This window comes from Salinivibrio sp. VYel1, assembly GCF_009377945.1.
In the GTDB taxonomy this organism is placed as follows: domain Bacteria; phylum Pseudomonadota; class Gammaproteobacteria; order Enterobacterales; family Vibrionaceae; genus Salinivibrio; species Salinivibrio siamensis.
Genome location: NZ_RSAM01000005.1, coordinates 159,650 through 183,392, shown reverse-complemented (window position 1 = coordinate 183,392; position 23,743 = coordinate 159,650). Strand labels below are relative to the sequence as shown.

General features: G+C 50.5%; 19 protein-coding genes. 11 read left to right on the top strand and 8 right to left on the bottom strand.

The genetic code is table 11. The features are described from left to right. The first annotated feature begins 111 nt into the window (after positions 1–111). The 3 genes from EHW58_RS06840 (at position 112) to EHW58_RS06830 (ending at position 2,702) form a co-directional block, all read left to right on the top strand. Positions 112–1,995, top strand: a complete 1,884-nt coding sequence (locus EHW58_RS06840) for a methyl-accepting chemotaxis protein (protein ID WP_152795567.1) — start codon at positions 112–114, stop codon at positions 1,993–1,995. A gap of 87 nt (positions 1,996–2,082) precedes the next feature. Further along, a complete protein-coding gene (locus tag EHW58_RS06835; protein ID WP_158010032.1) occupies positions 2,083–2,376 on the top strand; it encodes a DUF3955 domain-containing protein in 294 nt (97 codons plus the stop codon). 50 nt (positions 2,377–2,426) lie between these two features. Further along, positions 2,427–2,702 (top strand): YrhK family protein, encoded by a 276-nt coding sequence (locus tag EHW58_RS06830; RefSeq protein WP_046073052.1) that lies wholly within the window; start codon positions 2,427–2,429, stop codon positions 2,700–2,702. 129 nt (positions 2,703–2,831) lie between these two features. On the opposite strand, the gene EHW58_RS06825 is transcribed toward EHW58_RS06830, so the two are convergent. Then, positions 2,832–3,152, bottom strand: coding sequence for an AzlD domain-containing protein (locus tag EHW58_RS06825; protein ID WP_152795565.1), 321 nt, complete (start codon positions 3,150–3,152; stop codon positions 2,832–2,834). After that, positions 3,149–3,871 (bottom strand): AzlC family ABC transporter permease, encoded by a 723-nt coding sequence (locus EHW58_RS06820; protein ID WP_152795563.1) that lies wholly within the window; start codon positions 3,869–3,871, stop codon positions 3,149–3,151. The genes EHW58_RS06825 and EHW58_RS06820 overlap by 4 nt, the downstream gene beginning before the upstream one ends. A 182-nt stretch (positions 3,872–4,053) precedes the next feature. On the opposite strand from EHW58_RS06820, the gene EHW58_RS06815 reads away from it, so the two are divergent. Further along, positions 4,054–4,431, top strand: coding sequence for a hypothetical protein (locus tag EHW58_RS06815; protein WP_077480099.1), 378 nt, complete (start codon positions 4,054–4,056; stop codon positions 4,429–4,431). Here EHW58_RS06815 and EHW58_RS06810 read toward each other — a convergent pair. After that, positions 4,428–5,441, bottom strand: a complete 1,014-nt coding sequence (locus EHW58_RS06810) for a Preprotein translocase subunit SecY (protein WP_152795561.1) — start codon at positions 5,439–5,441, stop codon at positions 4,428–4,430. The genes EHW58_RS06815 and EHW58_RS06810 overlap by 4 nt on opposite strands. 288 nt (positions 5,442–5,729) lie before the next feature. On the opposite strand from EHW58_RS06810, the gene EHW58_RS06805 reads away from it, so the two are divergent. The 3 genes from EHW58_RS06805 (at position 5,730) to EHW58_RS06795 (ending at position 9,588) form a co-directional block, all read left to right on the top strand. After that, positions 5,730–6,935 (top strand): MFS transporter, encoded by a 1,206-nt coding sequence (locus EHW58_RS06805; RefSeq protein WP_046073057.1) that lies wholly within the window; start codon positions 5,730–5,732, stop codon positions 6,933–6,935. A 278-nt stretch (positions 6,936–7,213) separates the two neighbouring features. Further along, positions 7,214–8,728 (top strand): SulP family inorganic anion transporter, encoded by a 1,515-nt coding sequence (locus EHW58_RS06800; protein WP_152795559.1) that lies wholly within the window; start codon positions 7,214–7,216, stop codon positions 8,726–8,728. Between the two features lie 11 nt (positions 8,729–8,739). Next, positions 8,740–9,588: a universal stress protein gene (locus EHW58_RS06795; protein ID WP_077607144.1), complete on the top strand. Its 849-nt coding sequence runs from the start codon at positions 8,740–8,742 to the stop codon at positions 9,586–9,588. Between the two features lie 120 nt (positions 9,589–9,708). On the opposite strand, the gene EHW58_RS06790 is transcribed toward EHW58_RS06795, so the two are convergent. From EHW58_RS06790 to EHW58_RS06780, 3 genes are all read right to left on the bottom strand, one after another. Next, positions 9,709–10,257, bottom strand: a complete 549-nt coding sequence (locus EHW58_RS06790; protein WP_046073060.1) for a hypothetical protein — start codon at positions 10,255–10,257, stop codon at positions 9,709–9,711. A gap of 133 nt (positions 10,258–10,390) precedes the next feature. Further along, on the bottom strand, positions 10,391–10,891 hold the full coding sequence (locus EHW58_RS06785; RefSeq protein ID WP_152795557.1) for a response regulator: 501 nt from the start codon (positions 10,889–10,891) through the stop codon (positions 10,391–10,393). Then, on the bottom strand, positions 10,888–12,843 hold the full coding sequence (locus tag EHW58_RS06780; protein ID WP_194163209.1) for an ATP-binding protein: 1,956 nt from the start codon (positions 12,841–12,843) through the stop codon (positions 10,888–10,890). The genes EHW58_RS06785 and EHW58_RS06780 overlap by 4 nt, the downstream gene beginning before the upstream one ends. A gap of 282 nt (positions 12,844–13,125) precedes the next feature. On the opposite strand from EHW58_RS06780, the gene EHW58_RS06775 reads away from it, so the two are divergent. Then, positions 13,126–14,421: a DUF945 family protein gene (locus EHW58_RS06775; protein ID WP_152795553.1), complete on the top strand. Its 1,296-nt coding sequence runs from the start codon at positions 13,126–13,128 to the stop codon at positions 14,419–14,421. A gap of 354 nt (positions 14,422–14,775) precedes the next feature. On the opposite strand, the gene EHW58_RS06770 is transcribed toward EHW58_RS06775, so the two are convergent. Then, positions 14,776–16,398 carry a VRR-NUC domain-containing protein gene (locus EHW58_RS06770; protein WP_152795551.1) on the bottom strand — a complete coding sequence of 541 codons (1,623 nt, stop codon included), beginning with the start codon at positions 16,396–16,398 and terminating at the stop codon, positions 14,776–14,778. Between the two features lie 47 nt (positions 16,399–16,445). Here EHW58_RS06770 and EHW58_RS06765 point away from each other — a divergent pair, with 47 nt between their 5' ends. The 3 genes from EHW58_RS06765 (at position 16,446) to EHW58_RS15655 (ending at position 21,350) form a co-directional block, all read left to right on the top strand. Further along, on the top strand, positions 16,446–17,927 hold the full coding sequence (locus EHW58_RS06765) for a phosphatase PAP2 family protein (protein ID WP_152795549.1): 1,482 nt from the start codon (positions 16,446–16,448) through the stop codon (positions 17,925–17,927). Between the two features lie 105 nt (positions 17,928–18,032). After that, entirely contained in the window at positions 18,033–21,131 is a 3,099-nt protein-coding gene (locus EHW58_RS06760; RefSeq protein WP_152795547.1) for an FAD-binding and (Fe-S)-binding domain-containing protein, read from the top strand. 63 nt (positions 21,132–21,194) lie between these two features. After that, entirely contained in the window at positions 21,195–21,350 is a 156-nt protein-coding gene (locus EHW58_RS15655; RefSeq protein WP_156146643.1) for a hypothetical protein, read from the top strand. A 161-nt stretch (positions 21,351–21,511) separates the two neighbouring features. Here EHW58_RS15655 and EHW58_RS06755 read toward each other — a convergent pair whose 3' ends face one another. Continuing rightward, positions 21,512–23,665, bottom strand: a complete 2,154-nt coding sequence (locus tag EHW58_RS06755; RefSeq protein WP_370517838.1) for a YgiQ family radical SAM protein — start codon at positions 23,663–23,665, stop codon at positions 21,512–21,514. Positions 23,666–23,743: the final 78 nt, after the last annotated feature.

The window sequence follows — 23,743 nt, the reverse complement described above, 5'->3', positions numbered from 1 at the left end:
CATTGTTGTGATATACCTATCAGTTGTATGGCGCTTATTTTGCGGGTGGCAAAGAACGCTGTTTTACTAAAAATCATTATTAAAACATTATGACAGACAAACAAGGCCGTTATGTTTAAAAAACTCTCCCTCAAACACAAGCTCGCGCTGTCGGCAAGTGTAGCCATCATTATCGGTGGTTTGCTCGTTGAAGCGTTATCGTTTCGCGCATCACTCTCCCGGCTGGACACCGAAGTGGCACAGCGATTGGAAAGTACCACGGCATCATACAATCAATATGTGTCTGACTGGGTTGCTTCAAAAGAGCGTGCGATGACCTCACTGACCAGTGAGGCCGATGAGAACAATATGGTCACTCATCTCAAGCAAGTACGTGATGCAGGTGACTTTGACAATGTTTTTCTTGCCTACCCAGATGGCAGTCAGGATAACGCAAATGGTGTTGTGCTACCGCCGGGTAATGACGATCCGCGCAAGTGGGGTTGGTATATCAACGCCAAAGCGGACCCGTCGAGCGTGTTTATGGATAATCCGACGGTTGCTGCGGCAACCGGCGCTAATGTGGTGTCGTTAGGTAAAGCGCTCCAGTTCAACGGCGATACCTTGGTGCTTGGGGCGGATGTTGAAATTGGCGACATTATCGAAGGTCTCGAGAAGGTGATCTTGCCAGGTAATGGCTATATGTTTATCGCCAACAGCGAAGGCAATATTTTTACTCACGCCAATACCGAGCTACTTAACGAGCCAATTAATCAGCTAGGCTTGTCTTTCAGCACGGTGAAGTCTGCCATGAATTCGGGTGAGAGTGTGATGGCCGACGTGGGCGGGGCAGAAAGTGTGGTATATGCCAAACCCATTAAAGATACTGGATTAATCACTGTCACCGTTATTAACTATGACTCCTTAGTCGCGCCATTGTTTGATGCGGTGTGGGGGCAAATTGCAGTAACAATTGCCGTGGTGATTGCGTGTACGCTGCTCTTTAATCTACTGGTGAATATTCTATTTAGACCGCTGACCAATGTCTCTAATGCCCTCGAGCAAATTGCTCATGGTAGTGGCGATCTCACTCAACGTATTGACGTTGAAAGTGAAGATGAAGTGGGGCAACTGGCGAAAAACTTCAACACCTTTGTTGGCAGTATGCATCAGTTGATTAGCCACATTCGCGAGCAAGCACAACAGCTGACATCACAATCGGATAGCAGTACGGAACGTGCGCGCCGCAACGTGGATGATATTAATCAGCAGCAGCAAGAAGTGACCATGGTAGCAACCGCCGTCACCGAGTTGGCGTCTGCGACACAAGAGATCGCCTCTCATGCTGAACATACCGCGAATACGGCGCAAGAATCGACCGCTAGTACCGATAACGGACGTGCGGTGGTCGAAAATACCAAAACATCGATCACCCGTTTGTCGGATGAGCTGAAACAGGCTAGCACTATCGTTGCCGAGCTAGATAAGCACTCGCAGGAGATTTCGACGGTACTATCGACGATTCAAGGAATTGCTGAGCAAACCAACTTACTTGCGCTAAACGCAGCCATTGAGGCAGCCCGCGCAGGTGAGCAAGGACGAGGCTTTGCCGTGGTCGCGGATGAGGTACGTATTTTGTCGCAGCGAACGCATGCCTCGACAGAAGAAATTAAATCCACGATTGAGACGTTGCAAACGACGACGGCAAGCGCGGTATCGACCATGGAGAGCAGCTCAGCGTTGGCAGGTGATTCTGTTTCTGATGTGGATAAAGCCACTGCCGCGTTGAGTGAAATTGATGCAGCGGTCAATCAGATCAGTGATATGGCGACGCAGATCGCGACAGCGGCAGAAGAGCAAACCCATGTGACGAGTGAGATCACACAAAACATCACATCCATCAAAGATGTCTCTGGGCACCTTGTAAGCAGTGCCAACGATACCTCGCAAGAGGCGGACAACCTGCGTAACCAAGCGACACAGCTGAGCGACAAGGTGTCGACGTACAAGCTTTGAAGGGCGCACAACCAACACGCTAAATGAATCGGCCGCTACCTACGCATCATGCAAGGTAGCGGTTTTTTTGAAAAAAATGTGAGAGACATGGAACTTTTAGTGTTGTGGTCAGTCTCAGAGAGTACTGAAGCAACGAATATAGGTTTTATGTTAACCCTACTGCGACATTTTCGTACCTCGTTTATCCTCTTCCTCATCGGCACGGGTTGCCTGCTCGCCTTCAACCTTTCCACGCCACATGTTGCTGCTAACGGCAGTCTCAACGAACCTTTCGCATTCATCCCGCTAGCTTGGTTGTTTTTAGGATTGAGTGCGGTCACGTTTGTGGTCAACATGGTGAGAACCATGCTGGGCATTAAACGGCAACACCTTGATTGTTAATGCCATGATTTGGCTATTCATTGTTAATACCAAGGTCCAGAGGAGGCAAGATGATACAGCGCAATGGCCCTGAGCTGGATATTGATATTGGTAATAAGCACTTAGTGATCCAGCGTCGCTATGAAGCGTTGGGGGCATTTAATGATTTGCTCATTGCGATTTGGTTTTTGATCGGTAGCTTCTTTTTTCTCAACGATGCGTTAATGGAAAGCGGGACTTGGCTGTTTATCGTAGGGAGTGCGCAACTGTTACTCAAACCGAGTATCAAATTGATGGGCCTAGTCCATGTTTCTCGCGTACAACAAAGGGCGCAGGAAACGGCATAACCCACTGTTATTCAATAAGCTATCAACTTATTGGCCTCTGGGGCCAGCAACCAAATAGATTAAAGAGGCAGGGTGATGACCCTGCCTCTTGCTATAGTGACATCGCACTGACTGGCTTATCGTCGCTATTTATCTCAACACCCAAAGCTGAAGGGTAACGAAAAAACCAATCGATAGCCCGACCACTAATAAGGTCGATAGACGGGTACAGGCTAAACCGATAGCGACCAAGGCGCCGAGTAAATAAGGATTGGTGGTAGAGATAGCCAGCTGATCCTCGGGAAAGAAGACAATCGGTACCCATAGCGCGGTTAGAACAGCCGGTGCAGAGTAGGTCAGGAGTCGTTGCAATCGCGGCCCAATGCGCACAGGAATACTCCGCGCCATCAGCAGATAACGTACTGAGAAGGTGATCAGCGCCATGGCGACGATGATTAACCAGTAACTCATGTTGCCGTCCTCCGTGTCGGGAACGATTCAGCCATAAACCCTGCGACCATACCTACGCCGGTTGCAATGATTAACGCATTGGGGATGTGGTAATAGGTGAATAACAACATACTGACACCGCTTGCCAAGGCACAAAGCAGTACGGGGCGGGTTTTTATACTGGGCACGGTCAGTGCGATAAAGGTGGCAGCAATGGCAAAATCGAGGCCGATGGCTTCCAAGGCTTTCAGCTGAGAACCAGCTAGAATCCCCGCCAAGGTCGCAAGATTCCAACCAACATAAAACGCGGCGCCCGTATACAGGGCGTAGTGTTTAGAAAATCTTCCCTGCTTGCTGGTGTGTGCGGTTGAAAGCGCATACATTTCATCGGTCAGTAAAAAGCCGAGGCCGAGACGCCATTTAAGTGGCAAGGGAGTGATGTACTGTCGAAAGTGAGCACCATAGAGAAGGTGCCGAGCGCTAATCACCAGTGTAGAACCGAGTACCGCTGGTAATCCCGCCGCATTGCCCACCATCATGGTGCCCGACAATTGCACCGCTCCTGCAAAAACCAGTAAGGACATGGCTTGTGTTTGCAGCGCACTGAATCCCATTTGTAGCCCTAATGAACCGCAGAGTATCCCCCAAGGCAGGACGGCGAGGCACAATGGACTGACATCGCCTAATGCGCGCCATACCGATGCCTCAGGCGCATGCACCTCTTGTGCAGCCTTATGCATAGATCACCTTTTTGTTGTATTTGCTTGGTTATAAATTGTTTTTATCGGTAAGGTGCTAAAAGGTCAGGTAACGTACTGATTAACAAACTTACAAGATGTTTGTACCACATCACCGCCATGCCGCAAAGAGGTGGGATTATCAATAGCCAGAGTGGCTCGCTAAGACACAGAAAGGAAACACGATGAAAGCACCACATCGTCCGAAGGGATCTACATCGCCAAGTGTGCATTTTCTCTATGTTTGGTTAGTGTCAACGGCAATAGCCAGTGCCGCTGTTGTTGGGGCGTGGCAGGCGGGGTGGATAACATTGACGACGTTTGGGGATGGTGCATTTTACGTCGGGGGGCTCGTTTGGTCGGCGGCGGGTATTGTGACGTACAGTCGTTACAAAAGCCGCTATTGGTATCGTGATTCAGTGACACGGCGGGCGCTCACGGCTCAACAACACGCGATGGTGATCGATTCATCGTCACCGCCCGATGACAAGCTCGGACTATGGCTGTTTTTAAGTGGGCTTCCCGCCATGATACTCAGCGGTATATTGATGCTGGCGGTTTAACCCACCCAGTGATAATGGTGGTTCGGCTTTTTGGCGACCAATCCCTGTTGTTGTAAATGGTTAAATAGGGTATCGACGGCCTCTTGGCTGAATGCATATTCCGCCATCACGGCTTTTTTGCTACAACGTAGCGTTTTGGCGGCTAACGCGGCTTTGATATTGGCATAAGGCGCATCTGCATCCTCGTGAGGAGACGCTGAATCCGGCGTGGTGACTTCCGTGTTTATCTCATTGGCACGAGGAGACGCCTTGGTGTTCACAGGCGTAGGGGGTGTGGCATGTGGGTGACGATACCAATGGCGGAAACGCTGTTCTTCACCAATCACGCCGACAAAGAAAGCGGCGAACAAATCTAATAACACAGAGAGAAAAATCACCAGCCAAGATTGGGCCTGATCGGCGCTTACGCCCAGGGTGTTCGCAAGGTTGCTAATCAATCCCAAGATGGATCCCTGTGCCACCGCGGGTAAACTATCGCGCTCTAACGCGAGCTGTTGTTGCTCTTTGCGTAATTGGTTGTTTTCTTTTTGTAATCGCGCCACGCCAGTCGCAATTCTATCCAATTCAATATAACGTTCAGCGGCTTGATTATTCAAGGTGATTTGTTGCTCGATAGAATCGATTTGTCGGTTATAAGCGTCAATCTGCGCTTGGGCTTGGCGCTGCTCACTTTGCGCGGCATTGGTGGCACTATTGATGCCGCCAATACTGCCGCCAATCGAGATTAAGGCCAAAATGAGATAAAAAGCCAAGGCTGACAAGGCGCCTACATAGTTGCCGTGAGCCCGACGCTCGCCAAACTCGTACCATGCGTAAAACTTACCCGCTTCAAAAATCACTGCCAGTGCCCCGAACAACCACTGCATTAGCGGGTTGTCGTCAAGGGATAAGAAAAGTAGCAGGGAAAAAATGGTAGAAGCCACAATGGCGGCACCGGTAAAGCTGTACACACTCAACATGGCGAATCGCCCTTTGGGGAAGCGTAACGCCATCTTGGTTGGCGCTGACATGACTGGATTCATATTGTTGTTATTGTCTGTGATATTGAGAGGGCGCAAAGCCTAGCGCATCTCGGCCCGTTTGTGTGTCAGTAAGCGGTGAAAACATGAATAAGCGATTGATCCATCGCCAATATGGATTAAAAGGCATCACAAAACCGACGTAAGCAGGTCGGGTTTCATTTCTTCTTCCGTGCAGGCATGTCATAGTCAGCTTTCACCTCATGCATTAAGTAAACCCTTGAAGGCGTGTTGATATATGACGTTTCAAAATGGAATGACAGGGGGCAATGGAGGCGTATGCTAGCGCGATCGTATGTGACATTAATCAGGCACCAATGGCCGTTAATTGCTTTTGGCTTTCTATCAATCTTTTTTGGCAACATTGGTCAATCGTTTTTCATCAGTTGGTATGGCAGCAGTATTAAAGATGCGCTGTTGTTGAGTGATGCAACCTACGGCGGGATTTACGCCATTGCGACCATGACCAGCAGCGTGTTAGTGATTAGCTTTGGTGGTGTGGTGGATCGGGTGCGGGTCGACAAATTACTGATCTTCTTTGCCACGTTACTGATGGTCGCGTGTGCGTTGATGTATTCCGTTGATAGTGTGGTGGGCTTGCTGCTGGTTTTCTTCTTACTGCGTTTTTGTGGACAAGGTTTTTTGCCTCACATCGCGCAGGCCACTGTGATTAAGCGTGCACAGCAAGATAAAGGCAAAGCCATTAGCTTGGTAGGCAGTGGTGTTGCCATTGGCGAGGTGGTTTTACCCTCAATTGTCATTGGCTTAATCGCGTTTTTGGGCTGGCGAGAAAGCTGGTTATTCATTGGTGCCACCCTGTTAGTGGTGTTTTTACCACTGGTTTTATGGCTAGTCAGAAAAGCAGACCTTAAGCGGACCCGTATTGACGCAGATAATCAAAACCACGCCAGCGATGCGAGTCGGCGTCAAGTTGTTCGCGACTGGCGGTTTTGGATGATCATACCGATAGCTTTGGTGACGCCGTTTCTGGTGACCGGCGTCTTTATCCAACAGGACTTTATCCTGGAAGCGAAAAGGTGGACGCCGGGCGTATTAGCGGGCAGTTTCGTATTTTACGGGGCCGTGCATTGGCTAAGCTCAGTGATATCAGGCAGCTTGATTGATAAATATCGTTCGCGAAATGTACTTATCTTAATTCCCATTCCACTGCTACTTGGGCTAATGGTGATAGCTAACATTGATCATACCCTTGCGGCACCGCTTTTTATGTGCCTTTTCGGTTTAGCGATTGGTGCAACCAATCCTGTGATTAATACCTTATGGGCGGAAATGTATGGGGTCTCGCATATTGGTGCCATTCGGTCTTTGGTGACTGGCATGATGATCCTCTCCACCGCATTGGCACCTTGGGTGTTCGGTATCGTTATCGATATTGGCTGGACGCTTAACCAACTGATTTATGCACTCATTGGATTGATTCTTTCCTTTACCGTGCTGTTGGTGCCTGTGTATCCACGTATATAAGATACAGCGCTAAGCCTAATGTGCGAAAGCCAACCTTGCCTGATGGTAAAAATAAGCGAAAAAGGGGGTTGGAGAAAAGAATGAAATAAATCTGTGCTAAAAATATCACAATTACAAATTAAGTATTTGATTTGTAGGCATTAAGTCGTTATTGGACAAAAAAAGGGGAGTTGACGCTTGGTCAATAAGTGACTAGGATCACGCGTTTTGATTTTCAGGTGAAATCAAGCCTGAAATGAGCGCGACACCTTTTTTAACCCAATTTTGTAGAGACGTTCATGATAGATAGAATTCAGCGTGATTGGTTCTCCAATGTACGTGGCGATATTCTTGCGGGTATCGTTGTGGCATTGGCCTTGATCCCAGAAGCAATTGCCTTCTCGATTATTGCCGGTGTGGATCCGAAAGTCGGGCTTTACGCCTCCTTCAGTATCGCAGTGATCATTGCCTTTGTGGGTGGCCGTCCAGGCATGATTTCCGCCGCAACGGGTGCGATGGCGCTGTTGATGGTGACCTTGGTGAAAGAGCATGGGCTTGAGTACCTATTGGCGGCCACTGTGCTAACCGGGATACTGCAAATAGCGGCCGGTTATTTAAAACTCGGTAACCTGATGCGTTTTGTTTCTCGCTCAGTGGTAACTGGGTTTGTCAACGCGCTCGCGATCCTGATCTTTATGGCGCAGTTGCCAGAGCTCATTGGTCCGGAAATCATCCGCGACAACGAAATAATGTGGCATGTGTATCCGATGACGGCGGCGGGGCTCGCGATTATCTATCTTTTCCCTTACGTACCGCGTATTGGCAAAGTGCTTCCCTCTCCATTGATGTGCATTCTCATTCTGACCGGTATTGCCATGGCGTATAACCTCGACTTGCGTACCGTGGGTGACATGGGTGAACTGCCTGATACCTTGCCAGTGTTCTTATGGCCGGATGTGCCGCTAAACGTTGAAACCCTGACGATTATCTTCCCTTATTCTGCGGCACTGGCTGTGGTGGGTTTGCTTGAGTCGATGATGACCGCCACCATCGTCGATGATTTGACCGACACAGACAGTGAGAAAAACCGTGAATGTAAAGGTCAAGGTGTTGCCAATATCGCCACCGGTTTCTTGGGCGGTATGGCCGGTTGTGCGATGATTGGTCAGTCGGTCATTAACATTAAATCCGGTGGACGTGGACGTCTCTCTACCTTGTTCGCCGGTGTGCTATTGCTGATTATGGTGGTGTTCCTCAGTGATTGGATCAGCCAAATCCCGATGGCCGCGCTGGTGGCGGTAATGATCATGGTGTCTATCGGTACCTTCTCTTGGGAGTCAGTGGTTAACCTGAAATCACACCCACTATCGACTAATATCGTGATGGTCTCGACCGTGGTGGTCGTGGTCTTCACCCACAATCTCGCGATCGGTGTATTGGTTGGGGTGCTACTGGCAGCCTTGTTCTTTGCCAATAAAATTGGTCGCTTTATGGTGGTTAAAAGCGAGCCTGAAGACAATGGCGATGCGCGTACTTATCGTGTTGTTGGCCAAGTCTTTTTTGCCTCGTCAGATCAATTTTTATCATCGTTTGACTTCAAAGAGGCGTTGGAGCGTGTCACCATCGATCTCTCGGCAGCGCACTTCTGGGATATCACCTCCGTGTCTGTGCTTGATAAGGTGGTCATTAAGTTCCGCCGTGAGGGTACCGAGGTGAATATCGTGGGAATGAATGATGCCACGGCGACCATTGTCGATAAGTTCGGCGTGCACGATAAACCAGAAGAAGTAGAAAAAATGATGGGTGGCCACTAAGGAGACCGACCATGGAACAAATTACCGCGTGCGTAGATGGCCCGCATTATTCAAAGCAAGTGGCAGATTTGAGCGTTTGGGCTGCCAAGCGCTTGTCTGTCCCTTTGACACTTTTGCATGTGCTGGATAAGTCCTCACACCAAGCGGAGCCTGAACTATCAGGCAACTTGGGCGTGGGTAGCCGTGAACAACTGCTACAAGAGCTGGTGGAGCTGGATGAGCAGCGCGCCAAGCTAGCCATGAAGCACGGCAAAGCCTTGCTGTCTGAGCTGGAAGAAGACGCTAAAGCCAAAGGGTTGAGCGATGTGCGCAAGTTGCAGCGCCATGGCAATTTGGTGGAGACCTTACTGGATATCGAGCCACAGACGCGGGTATTAGTATTAGGTAAATCAGGTGAACTACACCAAAACGACACCAAGGCGATTGGCTCGCAGCTTGAAAGCGTGGTGCGCTCGATTAAAGCGCATACCTTGGTTGCTAACGGTGAGTTTTCAACACCTGAAAGCTACTTATTAGCATTCGATGGCAGCGATATCAGCGAAAAGCTAGTGGAAAAAGCACTGAGCACACCGCTGTTGGCAGGGATGACTTGTCATTTAGTGATGGTGGAAGACTCGCAAGAAAAGCTGGCAGCGTTTAAACGCGCGGCAGAGCGCTTGAAAACGGCGGGTGTCGATGTGGTTGAGGCTCAGTTAACCGGTGACGTGCACCGCGCGATTTTAGCGTATCAAGCTGATAATCAAGTGGGCATGATCGTGATGGGCGCCTACGGGCACTCAAAACTGCGTCAATTCTTTGTGGGGAGCAATACCACTAAGTTGTTGGTTGAATCGACCGTGCCTATGCTATTGATCCGTTAGTTGTGCATGAGTGCATACATACATAAAAACCCGCAGCGATGCGGGTTTTTTTGATCTGACTTTCAACGTCTGGCGGCAATACGGCATTGCTTGATGGCAATGCATTACCGAGTGGACTTATCAGTATTTAAAACGCGTGGTAAACATAAACTGATCGCCGTACCACTCGTTAACACGGTAGGCTGCACCGAGTGAGAATAGCTCCGTGGCATGGAATCGCCCGTAGGCAGACCCAAAGGTATCTTCCTCATCATCCACTGTTAGCAGGCCGATTTCGCCGCCAACTTCAACTTGTGGCCCAAGCCACTGACGCACGCCTAGGTTGACCTCTAAGCCGACATCGCTATCAAAGTTATCTTTGTTCACGCCACGCGCGAGTAGCTCACCGGTTAAGTCTGCCCAGTTGTTAATCGGCGCATGAAAGCCAATCCCAGCAGCCGTGTCCCAATCGGAATCAAATTCGGTATCCGCTTCTACGCGTACGTGCGCGTTGGGATGGATAGACATGCTAAATCCTGCACCATAGGTGAGTGGGCTAACACCGATGCGTCCTTCCAGATAGTCGTAACTGAAGTTACTCATGGTGGTGAGGTTGGCGTCTTCTTCATTGGCCACGGCGCTGAATGAAGCCAAAGCGACAATCGCGCTGGCTAAAAGAGATTTACGCATTATCAATTCCACTTGTTATTGGTGTTCAAATCATTCTATAAGACGATTGCGCGCAGAAACAAGCACATCCGCCCGTGAGTCAGGCTTTTTTACCGATTTTTGACCTATCGGGGTGTACGAACTGGTTTGGGGACTACTCTCCGCCCATATCCCATTTGTTGCGGTTGATGGCCTCTACAATCCTAGGGGTGTTCAGTACACTGGTCCACGGCAATAAATTGGCTTCGTGCGCGATGACATAGCTGGTGAGCTGATCGGTGACGACACTGACCAAGGTCTCTTTTTGCCAAGGCTTGGCAAGGTAATAGTGTAAACTGGCGTGATTAACAGCAGAGACCGTATCTTCCAAGCCTGCTTGGCCGGTCAGTAACACTTTGCGCGTCGACGCTGTCTCTGGCTGATTGGCTAACTCAATCAAAAACTCCACCCCGAGCTCGCCGGGCATAATATGATCACACAGAATCAATGCCAGCTTGGTACCTTCTGTGGCCATGTCCGCAATCACTTCTCGTGCTTCTGCGACTGACTCTGCCGCTTCCACCTCGAAGTGATCGGTAAAGCCTTGCAAGTCATCGATCACGCTATCGAGCACATCACGCTCATCATCGACACATAGGACTAAGTATTGGCTCATCGTTGGGGCTCCTTACTGGCAGATGCGGGGAGTTCAATAGGTAACGTCACTGTCATTGTGGTACCGACAGCTGGCTGCGAGTGTACCTGAATATCGCCCCCTTGCTCATGGATAATGGTTTGGCATATGGTCAGGCCAATACCTAGACCAAAATGACCTTCGCGTTTGGTGGTGTAATTTAACGCAAACATTTTTGCTTGCTGCTCAGGGGTCATGCCTATACCGGTATCACTGACCGACACTTCTATCGTGCCAGAGGCTTGGTCATTGAGTGTTTTTACTGTCACTGTCAGTGTGCCTGGCGTTTGCATCGCATCTAAGGCATTGGCAATGAGGTTTGTCCATACCTGCGCTAAGGCCGAGGGCTGAGCAATAATATCGGGCACCCAGTCGTAGCGTTTTTCCAATTGATGAGGCTTGAGTCGATGCTCAAATAAGGTAAGGGTATCGTCAATGTTTTCAATAATACGGGTGCGTTGGCGTTGTTCGCTGTCTTGACGGGCATAGGTGCGTAAGCTTTTGACGAGATCGGCAATACGCGCCGCGCAGACATGATTAGAGCGCAATAACCGCCCACAGCGGGCGTATTGCTTCCAGGTAGTAAGTTCGTGATTAAAGCCCTCACCCAGACGTTGTTGCCATTCTTTGATGTTTTCAGGCTGATACAACCCAATGTTGACTAAATCGCGCGCGATCCGTTTATCTCCGGTGAGGTCGCTTAGGGTACGGGTATAGGTTCGAGCCGTGGCGGTTGATAGGGGGGAACTCTCGCGGTTTGTCTGTAAAAGCGACAGGGCTTGTTCGCGGCTGGCTGAGGTCAACGGGGTTTTTGCCACTTCCTCTAGGGCGTCTGCAAGTGCGTCACTGTTGCGTAAAATAGCTGACACTGGATTATTGAGTTCGTGAGCGACGCCCGCCACGAGTTGCCCCAGTAGTGCCATTTTTTCTTTTTCTAATAACTGGCGGTTAGCTTCGTCCAGTGAGGCGAGCGTTTGCTGCAGCTGGATTTCGGTATCGATACTGCGCTTTAAGCGTTGGTTAAAGTGCAGCAACAGGTATTGAATAAACAAGGGCAGCAGCTCAGAGCGGCTGGTCATTATTTTACTAAATAATGCATGATCGATTTTGATCACCTGCGTCCGAGTGAGGGTGCGCCCCGTAGAGAAAGAAACGTCTCCCGTCACGAACGACATACTGCCAATTAAGCTGCCGGAAGAAAGGGTGGAAACATGGTGCTCTTGCCCTTCATCATCTGTTTTATACAGCCCAACGTCACCATCGGTGATAAACCACAAAAATGCATTATCTTGATTTTCTTTGGTAAGCACATGGTTGGCACTGTAGGTGCGGCACGCACGGCTTTCATCGTTGCCTTCAAAAAACGCATACAAACCGGCAATGACGCGATCGGCGACCGCTGCTTTGTCGGTTTCGCCTGGCGCTAACAATTGCGCTTGAAATTGGCTTATCTCGCGCTCAACTTGGGCATCTAATAAGGTGCGGTGATCTAACGCTTCAGCGTAGCGCAGCAAATCATGTTGGCAATAGCGCAACACGTAGGTAGTGAGTTCTTTTTCGGCAACACGCTGCATCTCCTCGGCTCGCCAAGGCTTGTGCATACAATAATTAAGTCGGCCTTCATTCACCGCCTGCAAAATAATATCGTATTGCGGTGCCTCACTGAGCAAAACAGTCCGTGCGCCTTGACTGGCAGAGTGGTTGTCGACATTGACTAATAGATCGATACCGCGATTATCGTTCGGCCCGTTATGGCAGATCAGTAATGCCACCTGTTGCTCGTTAGCCTTAAAGTCGTCGAGCATGGCATAAGCGTCGTCTGGGGTCTCTGCACTGCAAAGATCAAACACATCACGAAACGGCGCAAGGTCGTGAGACAACTGCTCTACCACGAAAGGGTCTTGGTCAATGCACAATATAACGTAGGGATTCATACACTCTGTCGATCTATTGCAAATATGCTTTGATTGTATGCATTTATCCGCGGCAATGATGCGAAATGGTCGACATTCACGAATAAATACACCGTATTCTGCATGGCGGTACTGTGATACACGCCCTTGCCTCATTAGTGAGAAAGTTCCTTCTTATTATTCATTGTCTATTGACCTGTGCGATGGCTTCCATAACAGTTTGCCTTCACAGTATAACGCGTTATCTTCAGCGCCTAATTTTAGTTACACTATGATTTTTCGCATGCCTGAGGCAAAGAAAACATGTTTTTAGGAAAGTATGGTGCCATCGCAGGTGGCCTTGCGATTGTTGCGTGTTGGCCGTTTGCGACTGGCCAAATCGCACAGTCGATGTATGAGCGCGAAGTCGATCAGCGCTCAACGGCAGAATTCACGCTTGAGCAGCAGACCTACGATCGCGGGTATTTAAGCTCGCAGGCGGTCACACATCTCTCATTTCAGGGTGAAACCAAAGCGATGCTTGCGCAGTCGGGCTTACCCGTTAGCTACGAAATCGCCTCAGAGATCTCCCATGGCGTGGTTGGCGTCTCGTCAAGCAACACGTTAGTGATGACGCCTGAGCTACAAGCGATCACCCAAAAAGCGTGGCCAGGTAACCCAACCCCAGTTCGTTTAGAGCTAGATACCTTGATGACAGGGGCATCCGATTATCACCTTACCGTCGCACCTTTTTCGCTATCAGAGGCGAGCAGTAACCTGACCGCGAGTGAGTTAAGCCTACAAGGCGAGATCGACCGCAAAGGACATGTGAACGCCACCTTTTCTTTACCCGCGCTGGCCTTCAACGACGATAGTGGGCAGCAACTGAAAGTGGATAGCGTGTCGGGGTCAGGAAGCGGCTATTTGCAAGATGGTCTGTGGATTGGTGAACAGTCTTTATCGCTCGAGCAGGCGCACTTCAGTGATGTGAGCGGTCAATCGTTAAAGCTGGGCGACGTCAAGCTTGAGATAGGGAACAAGTTGATTACGTCTGAGTCAACGTCAACCCGCGAGCTAAATAACACCAACCAACTGACGGTGGGAACGATTGCGTTACCGAACAACACGCAGTGGCGTAACTTGGTAGTGGCACTCGATGCCAATCATCTTGATTACAGTGCCATGTCCCAAATCGCGTTACTCTCGTCGCAGTGGCAAGAAGGTGGCGCGCCAGTGAGTATGGAGGCCTTTGACCAAGCTTTGGTGCAATTGTTGCAGTCGGGGTTATCGATTGATTTGTCGCCCGCCAGCTTAACCGTGCCAGAAGGCGATATCAGTGTCGACATGCACGTCGATGTAAAAGGCAGTGAGCCAACTGGCGTGTTTAATTTGCAGCAACTGGTCAATCAGGTAAGCGGCGATCTTGATGTTTCGGTACCCAATGGGGTGCTGACACAGTCACCGTGGCAAGCAAAAGTACAGGATCTGACCAAAGCGGGTTTTGTCACACAAACAGATAAAAATACTGTGCTGTCTGCCAAAATTGAGGGAAACCAAATCATCACCTCTGATGGCTCTGCCGTACCGCTGGTACAGTTTGTCATGTTTATGCTGATGTAAATGCCGCATGGGCACTGACTTGAGACGTCGGTGCCCTTAGTTATCCATCACAATAAAAGCGAACGATGATGCAGTCCTTGCCTGAACTTAAGGCCAAAAAATACAAAACGGTGAGAGAAGAGACCGTCATAGGGTTACGTGCCGTGGCATTTATGAAGCATGCAACGCTATGGCGTGTCGTTTGACCGCAGCGGTCTCAAACATTGCGAGGCGTTGATTAAACGGCTGGTTTACGATGGTTCCTATTATATTTTTAACCCACATGTAGAAGAAAAAGAGTGACAACGTCACTTTAAAGACGCGATGGCTGTCGCGAGATTGAGAGCAGGTGATAGATATGTTTCAGTGCGTGCATTATTGGTCTGGCGTCACATACGTCACTTTCGCTGGGATCTCATGCTGTTGAAAAAACTGTAGCCAGCGTGTTTGGTGAGGCTGTAGCGTATCGCCTGGCCCCTTTACTTCCACCCATTGGTAGGATGCGCCTCGGCACATAAACAAGTCTGGATGGCCGCGGCGGTTATTGCGACGATCGAACAAAATACGTTGAAAACAGGCGCGAAGCTGTGTGTCTGTAAGCATGACTAACGCAGCCTCAAGCAGCGGCCACTCTATCACCGACCAATTTACCCACTCGTTAGTGATGCCGTGCTTTTGCTGATAGTGTTGCGCTACCCAATCGCGTGCTCGATCAATCTCGGCGAGGCGCTGATCAATCAGTGTCCGTCGTTTAGCGACAAAGTCGTCGCTGTGGAGATCGCGCGGCCCACGTTGAAAAGGGTTAAGAAAGGCGCCACGGACCGGCAAAAACAAAACATCCCAAAAAAACAGCCCAAACAACGCGTTAAGCAAGCTGTTCTCGCTGAACCATACTTCCCAGCCTTGCTGACGATAATAATCAGCAACCTCATTTTCGACGCGCTGATTCAGCGGTAAAGCTAACGTCTCGGTGGGTAATGTCGCCGGTTTAGCACGCGCTGAGGGAACCAAGCGGCCGAGTGCGCGAACCGGTTTTTGTTTCGCCAAGCGATAAGCGACGTCAAGCTCTTCCTCATCGTGTGGGGCTTGGAGCATGGTTGCGATGATCGTTGCAGCCGCTTTAATGTCACCTTGCTTTATCAAGATACGTGCGCGTCGTTCTTGGCTGGGTGGCTGAGTGGTGGTTTGATACAGCGACAATGCGGTCGATAAATCATCCTGGCGCTCAAATTCGCGTGCAATGCGATTAACCAAGCGCTGCCGCTTGCGCTCGAGCGGTGCCCAGTCAAAAGGGGCTGGCAAACAGGGTGCTAACGCCAATACTTCTTTAGGTTGCTTGTTTTTGCGCGCTTGCCACACGATCTCGTTTAATGCGGATAAGTGCAGCCAGTCATTTATTTGGGACCGATGCTCAAATAAGCGATCGGCTTGCCGAATGGGATAGGGCTCAAAGTGTTGGATACCCAGCTCGGCCACCACGAACTGGCTCAAATCCTGGCGCGAATTGCCAAAATACAGCAGGTTTAATACCGGTAAGATGTCTGGCTGATGGCAGACCACCAATGCATAAGGGCTGTCGAGTGTATTGCCGTAGAGAGCCTCTATCGCCTGCTGCCACTGGCTTTTAGGCGCACTTTTGGCGAGCCCTGTATCAGGAAAAGCCGCCATAAGTTGTGTTTTGGTGAGTAATTTGAATACCACCTCTGCCGGGGCAGTATGGGTCAGGCTAATAAACTGATGTTCAGCTAAGGTGTCGAGCAGCGGCGGCGTTTCACCCAGCTCATCGTAGTGCAGCGAGCCGGCCAAAAACCAGTCGTGACGGCGCATCAGTAAACGCACCAGCAAACACTGTGCTTTGAAGCTAAGCTGTTGAAAGGTCGTCAGCCAATGTCGTTCTTTGTGCGTGAGAAGATCCCAGTCACGTTCGCAGACTAAATCCATCAAGTTTTGAAAGTTATGATGGTAATAATAGGGACTAAGAGGGTCTGGCTGCGTCATTCTTTTCCTTATCTTTCATCAGGACACGTGCATTCAGGAGCCGCCGCATGAAACGGATTATCGCTGTACTATTGTCAGTCTTTAGCGGATTAGTGTCGAGCTATGCCTTGGCTGAGAATGAAACTACGTTCTCCACCGAGCAAGGGATCGCTGGGGTCGCATGCATTATTAGCGATCCAGCCGGACGGCTCTTGCTAGTGAAAGACACAGTGACCGGACGGTATGGTTTGCCCGGTGGGCGGGTTAACTTGGCCGAATCACCGAGTAGAGCGCTAGCGCGTGAAGTGTTTGAAGAAACGGCTATTCGCGTCACGGTCGGTAATGTCTATCATCAAGATGAGCGTGGTGTGTTATTTGCCTGTCAAAGCCAGGCACCATTGCCCGTTGTCTCTACGGCGGAGGGAGTGGGTCTTTTGCCGGCTTGGCGCGCGCCCCATTTTGCCTCTGAAGTCGAGCAAGCACGGCTGGTACCGCGCGCCCATGCGCAAGATTATCGCTATCGTTTTCGCGACCGTCGTGATCTTTTGTGGTCGCTAGCGGCGAGAACGCCAAGCAGCGATGTCAGTGCCTTGGCCGATTTTAGTGCCTTAGCGCCTGTGTTTTATGTCAGTCAATATCGATGGGTCGCGGGGATACAAACCGCGGTACAGCAAATGAGCGAGGCGGCGAGCTCGACCGTGACCGCGGTATTTAGATTGGTCAATACGCTGGGCGAGACCGCTTTTTACATTGCACTGCTGCCGCTATTTTTGGTCTTTCGTGGCCATAAATCCGCATTATCACTGCTCTTTTTGTTAATAAGCTCGGCGGCAGTGTCGACGACGCTAAAAAGTGGCTTTGCCATGCCAAGGCCGTTTTATTTGTGGCCAGAGTTACAAATCGGCCAGGCAAGCGGCTTTACGGTACCCAGTGGTCACACCTTACTCGCAGCGGCTGTCATGACCGCTTGGTATCTAAAACGTCGGGTCACACACCCACCTGCTTATAGTGCGCTCGCCATGACGCTGTTGGTGATAGTGCTTATGGGGCTGAACCGCATGTATCTCGGTGTGCACTTTGCCAGTGATGTAGTGATCGGGGCGCTAGTAGGAAGCAGCGTTGCCTGGGCGACTGTCAAGCTTGATGCGGTAACGGTGGGTAATGAACGGCCCATGCTAACGACAGGCAGAATCTGGTTCTTAGCGTGCCTTATCATGGCGCTGTTGGCGCTGGCGCTTAAATTACCCAATTTGGTGTATCTGTCAGCGTTAGCAGCGGGTGTCTATACCGGTCAGGTTTGGCATAAGCTCTTTCCTAGCCATAAACCGGCCAGCCAGCTCAATGGCAAACTGTTAACGCTGGCGTGGATTTTTTTCGGTATCGCCGCCATTATTGGCGCCGCCTGGGGAGTGGCACAGCTGACAGGCCTAAGCTGGATTGTGCTTATTGTCGTGTCAATGGCGGCATGGAGTTTGGGCCCTTGGGTACTGATTGCCAGCCCAGAGCTTGCTAAATGGTCGGGTAAGCGGCTAGGTTGGCGCGAGTGGTGATAAGGATTTGCTAGGTGATCGCTTTGGCTGTGCCAAGAGTTAAGGTAAAGTGACAGTACAACAAAAATTGCACCAGGCATGGTGAGATAGCGCACAGGAACAGCAATGATACCGGCAATCCATCCAGAGGCGGGCCTGTCGTCCGCCGTTGTTGATTTTATCACCGCTTTGCAAACAGCAGGTTTTCAAGGCGACATTGAATCGACCTATGCGAGCCGCCTTGCGGTGGCCACTGATAACAGTGTTTATCAGGCCTTACCACAAGCCGTCCTCTTTCCCGCATCAGTTGATGATCTTCAGCTCATTGGTCAGACCGTCCAAGCCCCAGCTTTTAGTGAGATTAAGTTTTCTCCCCGTGGTGGCGGCACTGGCACCAATGGCCAGTCGTTGACCCAGCATGTGGTGGTGGATGTGTCGCGTCATATGCAGCAGGTGCTGGAAGTGAACCCTGAGCAAGGCTGGGTACGTGTGCAAGCAGGCGTGGTTAAAGATCAACTCAATGATGTCTTGCGCCCGTATGGTTACTTTTTCTCACCTGACTTATCGACCAGTAATCGTGCCACGATTGGCGGGATGATCAATACCGATGCCTCCGGTCAAGGCTCGTTACGTTACGGCAAGACCTCTGATCATGTACTGGGTTTAAAAGCAGTGCTCGTCGATGGTAGCGTCCTCGATACACAGCCTCTCAATGCGGATCAGCTTCAGCAAGCGATGTCGCGCGATGATCTCAGTGGCCGAGCGCTGCAAACGGTGTCCTCAGTCTGTCGTGAGCACCGTGACTTGATTACCGAGACCTTTCCACCGTTAAATCGCTTTTTAACCGGCTATGACCTTAAACATGTTTATGATGACACACTCACAGCCTTCGACATTGGTCGCGTGCTATGTGGCGCTGAAGGCTCCCTAGCGTTTATAGCCGAGGCCAAGCTCAATATCACCCCGATCCCGACCGTGCGGACTTTGGTAAATATTAAATACGACAGCTTTGACTCAGCATTGCGTAATGCGCCGATGATGGTAGACGCTAATGCCTTGTCGGTTGAAACCATTGATGCCAAAGTGCTTGATTTAGCGCGTAATGACATTGTTTGGCATACGGTGAGTGACTTGTTGCAAGCGGTGCCCGGCAAAACCATGCACGGCATTAATATGGTGGAGTTTGCGGGGAATGATCCGGGTGAGATAGAGCAGCAGATTACGGCACTTTGTCAGCAACTGGATAGCTTGATTGCTCACAAGCAAAAAGGGGTGATTGGCTATCAGATTTGTCGGGATCTCGCGTCAATCAACAAAATTTACGCGATGCGTAAAAAGGCGGTCGGACTGCTAGGTGCCACAAAAGGTAAAGCCAAGCCCGTTGCCTTTGCCGAAGACACTTGTGTACCGCCGGAGCACCTTGCTGACTTTATCAGTGAATTTCGGGCATTGCTCGACAGCCATCATTTGCACTATGGCATGTTTGGTCATGTCGATGCGGGGGTACTGCATGTGCGTCCAGCGCTGGATTTGTGTGACCCTGACCAAGAACGCGTCATGAAAACCCTCTCTGACCAAGTGGTTGCTTTGGTTGCCAAGTATGGCGGCTTGATGTGGGGAGAACATGGTAAAGGATATCGTTCAGAGTACGGCCCAGCGTTTTTTGGTGAGACCTTGTTTGCGCAGCTTCGCCATATCAAGGCGGCATTTGATCCGCAAAATCGGATGAATCCAGGAAAAATCTGCACACCGATTAACAGCCAGGATTCCCTGGTGAAGGTTGATGACACTAAGCGTGGCTTTTATGACCGTCAAATCCCCGTAGAAGTGCGTGATAGCTTTAAAGGGGCAATGGAGTGCAATGGCAATGGGCTGTGCTTTAACTATGACACCGCCTCACCCATGTGTCCTTCGATGAAGGTCAGTTATGACCGTCGCCATTCGCCAAAAGGTCGCGCTGGGATCGTGCGAGAATGGTTGCGTTTACTGTCTGAGCAAGGTGTCGATCCGTTGGCGGTTGAACAGGCATTGATGACCCAGTCGCCGTCAGTCCGTGAAGTGATGGCCAAATTCGGACGCTATTTTACTCGCCGCAGAGAAGCAGATGATTTTAGCCATGAAGTCATGGAAGCCATGAGCGGTTGCTTGGCGTGTAAGGCTTGTGCTAGTCAGTGTCCGATCAAAGTGGATGTGCCGAGTTTCCGCTCGCGCTTTATGCAGCTCTATTACAGCCGCTATCCCCGCCCGGTGAAAGACCACTTAGTGGCTAACATTGAAACCTTGCTCCCGCTAATGGCCAAAGCACCAAAATGGGTGAATGCGGCGACTCAGCCTCAATGGGCCCAAGGGCTCACTGCGAAGTTAATTGGCTACACAGACACACCGGCGTTGTCGGTTCCGACGCTGGCTCAGTCACTGGCGGGCGATCATGCGCTTAAGTTTGACTTAGCATGGCTGCAGGCTCTGTCCGCGCGAGAGCGTGAGCACTATGTGTTGATCGTGCAGGACCCTTTTACCAGCTTTTATGAAGCGCCCCTGATTCACGATTTGATCAAACTGGCGCGACAACTCGGGAAGGTGCCCATGCTGGTACCCTTTAAACCCAACGGGAAAGCCCAGCATGTAAAAGGTTTCCTCCGTCGTTTCGCCCAGACGGCGCGTAACACCGCTGGCTTTTTAAACCAGCTGGCGGCGTTGAATATTCCCATGGTGGGCGTTGATCCGGCGCTGGTGCTTTGTTATCGCGATGAGTATCAAGAAGCGCTAGGTAAGCACCGAGGTAACTTTAATGTGATGCTGAGTCATGAGTGGCTGAGCAGTGTTGTGCCTGACATGCCGGTCGTGACGAGCCGTGATGCTGACCCCTGGTATCTGTTCGGCCACTGTACCGAGAAAACACAGTTGCCTCATGCTGAGCAACAATGGGTGGCTTTATTTGCGCACTTTGGTGCGACGCTTAAACCGATTTCTGTCGGTTGTTGTGGTATGGCGGGCACTTATGGCCATGAAGCAGACAAACGTGAAACGTCAGCTGCGATCTATGATTTAAGTTGGTCGCCACAGTTGGCCAACCTACCTAGCGAGAGAGTGCTCGCAACCGGTTACTCGTGCCGTAGCCAAGTGAAGCGGTTTAGTGAGACGCAGTTACAACATCCTTTGCAAATCTTGTTGCGGCTAGCGTGTACGCGAATTGATCGTGCGCGTTTCGATAACGTATCACTATAAAGCTTGCATCTGGGTGGCTTTGTCATACAGTAAAATAAAGAGCTGAAAGCTAAGGTAAAACAAATGCTTAAAACGATTGTTATCATCTTGCTGGTTTTACTCGGGATTACGGCAGCCCAGTACTTGGACGAGGGGACGCAAAAGAAAATTGCGTGGGTGATCGGAGCCATCGCCGGTGTCCTGGCGCTTGGTGTGATTGGTGTTGAGCTTTTCCGTTAGTGGTGGGCGTATCCGACGCGCCATGAGTACGATGATACCGTAACGCCAACAAACACGCGCGCTCGTAGTGAAACGCTCGTAGTGAAACGCCCGTAGTAAGATGCCCGCAACGGGGTGTACCACGACGGGCGTTTTTTATTTCATCTTTTTAAAGCAGGCGCTTATGCGCGTTTTCCACGCTGGTTATTGCCTCGCCCTTTGTTATTTGGTCGACGTATATCGGGTTGTTTGGGGTGCTTAGTGGCAAAGCGCTGGGTGCCATGGCGGCCTGAACGGCGCTGCCGGCCTGTTTTTTCGGGGGCATCTTCTTTCGGGATCAGGCACTTGGGCCCGTTACCAATTAAATGCTGTTTCCCCATACGTACCAAGGCTTCACGGATCAGTGGCCAATTAGCGGGATCATGGTAACGCAGTAGTGCCTTGTGTAAGCGTCGCTGGCGCTCTCCTTTTGCCACTGTCAGTGTTTCGCGCTTTTTATAGCGTACCCGCTTCAGTGGGTTGGTTTCTGAATGGTACATGGCAGTCGCATTACACATGGGTGATGGGTAAAAGTTTTGCACTTGGTCGCACTCAAAGGCATTCTCTTTCAGCCAGCATGCCAGATGCACCATATCTTCATCCGTACACCCTGGATGCGCGGCAATGAAGTAGGGGATCAAATACTGTTTTTTGCCCGCTTCTTTACTGTATTTTTCAAATAGAGCCTTGAAGCGATCATACGCACCCATACCGGGCTTCATCATTAAATCCAGCGTATTTTTCTCAGTATGTTCTGGGGCGATTTTTAAATAGCCACCGACATGGTGAGTGACCAACTCTTTCACATATTCCGGTGACTCAATCGCCAGATCGTACCGCACTCCCGAGGCAATCAGGACTTTTTTGACTCCCTCTACCTGGCGTGCTTTACGGTAAAGATCAATGGTATGGCGATGATCGGTATTGAGCTTGTCACAAATCTTTGGAAATACACAAGAGGGGCGACGACAGTTACGCTCTGCTTTAGGATCGGCACAGCCGAGTCGATACATGTTAGCGGTTGGGCCACCCAAGTCTGAAATCGTGCCAGTAAAACCAGGCACTTTATCGCGAATATCATTGAGCTCTTCAATGATCGACGCTTGTGAGCGGTTTTGGATGATCCGCCCTTCGTGCTCGGTAATTGAACAAAATGAACAACCGCCGAAACAGCCACGCATAATGTTCACCGAGGTTTTTATCATGTCGTAGGCAGGGATCTTGGCTTTACCGTACTTTGGATGAGGTACTCGCGCATAGGGGAGGCCAAACACGTAGTCCATTTCTTCGGTGGTGAGCGGCACCGGAGGCGGATTAATCCAAAGGAGTTGATCGCCATGTTGCTGACCCAACGCCCGCGCGGAGTAGGGGTTGGCTTCCAAATGCATCACCCGGCTTGCATGGGCATACAAAATCCGATCGTTTCTTAGTTTTTCAAACGAGGGCAGGCGAACAAAGGTGTTTTTCGCATCATGCCTGGAAGGGCGAATGGTGATTGGTTTCGCGGCATCCGGCTCTGCTTTTTTGCTGGTTTCGCATTGGGTTTCTGTTGCATAGGGGTTGGGCATGGTCATGCTCTTTCCCGGTTTATCAATGCGGGTGGAATCGACTTCTGCCATACCTTCGGGCGGTGTTTTCATCATCACGGCGGTGCCCGCGATGCGAGTCATATCGGCTAAGGTGTCACCGCGAGATAAACGATGTGCCACTTCTATCAAGGCGCGTTCTGCGTTGCCAAATAGCAATATGTCTGCTTTCGCGTCACATAACACAGAGCGACGGACTTTGTCTGACCAATAGTCGTAGTGTGCTAAACGGCGCAAGCTGGCCTCTATCCCGCCCAGTACGATCGGCGTTTGCTTATACGCCTCTCGACAACGTTGAGAATAGACCAAAACCGCACGATCAGGGCGTTTACCTCCCTCGTTATTGGGCGTATAGGCATCATCATGGCGCAGCTTTCGGTCTGCAGTGTAACGGTTGATCATCGAGTCCATGTTGCCAGCCGTCACGCCAAAGAATAGGTTTGGCTCGCCTAATGCCATAAAATCATCTTTATTGTGCCAGTTAGGCTGCGAGATGATGCCAACACGAAACCCTTGTGCTTCCAATGTGCGGCCAATCACCGCCATGCCAAAGCTAGGATGATCGACATAGGCATCACCGGTTACGATGATGATATCGCAGCTATCCCAACCTAGGATATCCATCTCTTCACGGCTGGTGGGCAAAAAAGGCGCGGGGCCAAAGCAGGCCGCCCAATAAGGGGTGTAATCGTATATAGCAGTCGGTGTCACGTTATGGTCTCTTGGTCAGCCCATTGCAATGAGGACAGGCGATTCAACGATACGCGCATCGTGTGCCAGGGCGGGCGA

Excerpts from the sequence above, each read along its gene's own strand:
- EHW58_RS06815 (WP_077480099.1), top strand. The coding sequence starts at position 4,054 with ATGAAAGCACCACATCGTCCGAAGGGATCTACATCGCCAAGTGTGCAT.
- EHW58_RS06770 (WP_152795551.1), bottom strand. The coding sequence starts at position 16,398 with ATGACGCAGCCAGACCCTCTTAGTCCCTATTATTACCATCATAACTTT.
- EHW58_RS06810 (WP_152795561.1), bottom strand. The coding sequence starts at position 5,441 with ATGTCAGCGCCAACCAAGATGGCGTTACGCTTCCCCAAAGGGCGATTC.
- EHW58_RS06765 (WP_152795549.1), top strand. The coding sequence starts at position 16,446 with ATGAAACGGATTATCGCTGTACTATTGTCAGTCTTTAGCGGATTAGTG.
- EHW58_RS06825 (WP_152795565.1), bottom strand. The coding sequence starts at position 3,152 with ATGAGTTACTGGTTAATCATCGTCGCCATGGCGCTGATCACCTTCTCA.
- EHW58_RS06775 (WP_152795553.1), top strand. The coding sequence starts at position 13,126 with ATGTTTTTAGGAAAGTATGGTGCCATCGCAGGTGGCCTTGCGATTGTT.
- EHW58_RS06795 (WP_077607144.1), top strand. The coding sequence starts at position 8,740 with ATGGAACAAATTACCGCGTGCGTAGATGGCCCGCATTATTCAAAGCAA.
- EHW58_RS06780 (WP_194163209.1), bottom strand. The coding sequence starts at position 12,843 with ATGAATCCCTACGTTATATTGTGCATTGACCAAGACCCTTTCGTGGTA.
- EHW58_RS15655 (WP_156146643.1), top strand. The coding sequence starts at position 21,195 with ATGCTTAAAACGATTGTTATCATCTTGCTGGTTTTACTCGGGATTACG.
- EHW58_RS06820 (WP_152795563.1), bottom strand. The coding sequence starts at position 3,871 with ATGCATAAGGCTGCACAAGAGGTGCATGCGCCTGAGGCATCGGTATGG.
- EHW58_RS06840 (WP_152795567.1), top strand. The coding sequence starts at position 112 with ATGTTTAAAAAACTCTCCCTCAAACACAAGCTCGCGCTGTCGGCAAGT.
- EHW58_RS06835 (WP_158010032.1), top strand. The coding sequence starts at position 2,083 with ATGGAACTTTTAGTGTTGTGGTCAGTCTCAGAGAGTACTGAAGCAACG.
- EHW58_RS06830 (WP_046073052.1), top strand. The coding sequence starts at position 2,427 with ATGATACAGCGCAATGGCCCTGAGCTGGATATTGATATTGGTAATAAG.
- EHW58_RS06800 (WP_152795559.1), top strand. The coding sequence starts at position 7,214 with ATGATAGATAGAATTCAGCGTGATTGGTTCTCCAATGTACGTGGCGAT.
- EHW58_RS06805 (WP_046073057.1), top strand. The coding sequence starts at position 5,730 with ATGCTAGCGCGATCGTATGTGACATTAATCAGGCACCAATGGCCGTTA.
- EHW58_RS06790 (WP_046073060.1), bottom strand. The coding sequence starts at position 10,257 with ATGCGTAAATCTCTTTTAGCCAGCGCGATTGTCGCTTTGGCTTCATTC.
- EHW58_RS06785 (WP_152795557.1), bottom strand. The coding sequence starts at position 10,891 with ATGAGCCAATACTTAGTCCTATGTGTCGATGATGAGCGTGATGTGCTC.
- EHW58_RS06760 (WP_152795547.1), top strand. The coding sequence starts at position 18,033 with ATGATACCGGCAATCCATCCAGAGGCGGGCCTGTCGTCCGCCGTTGTT.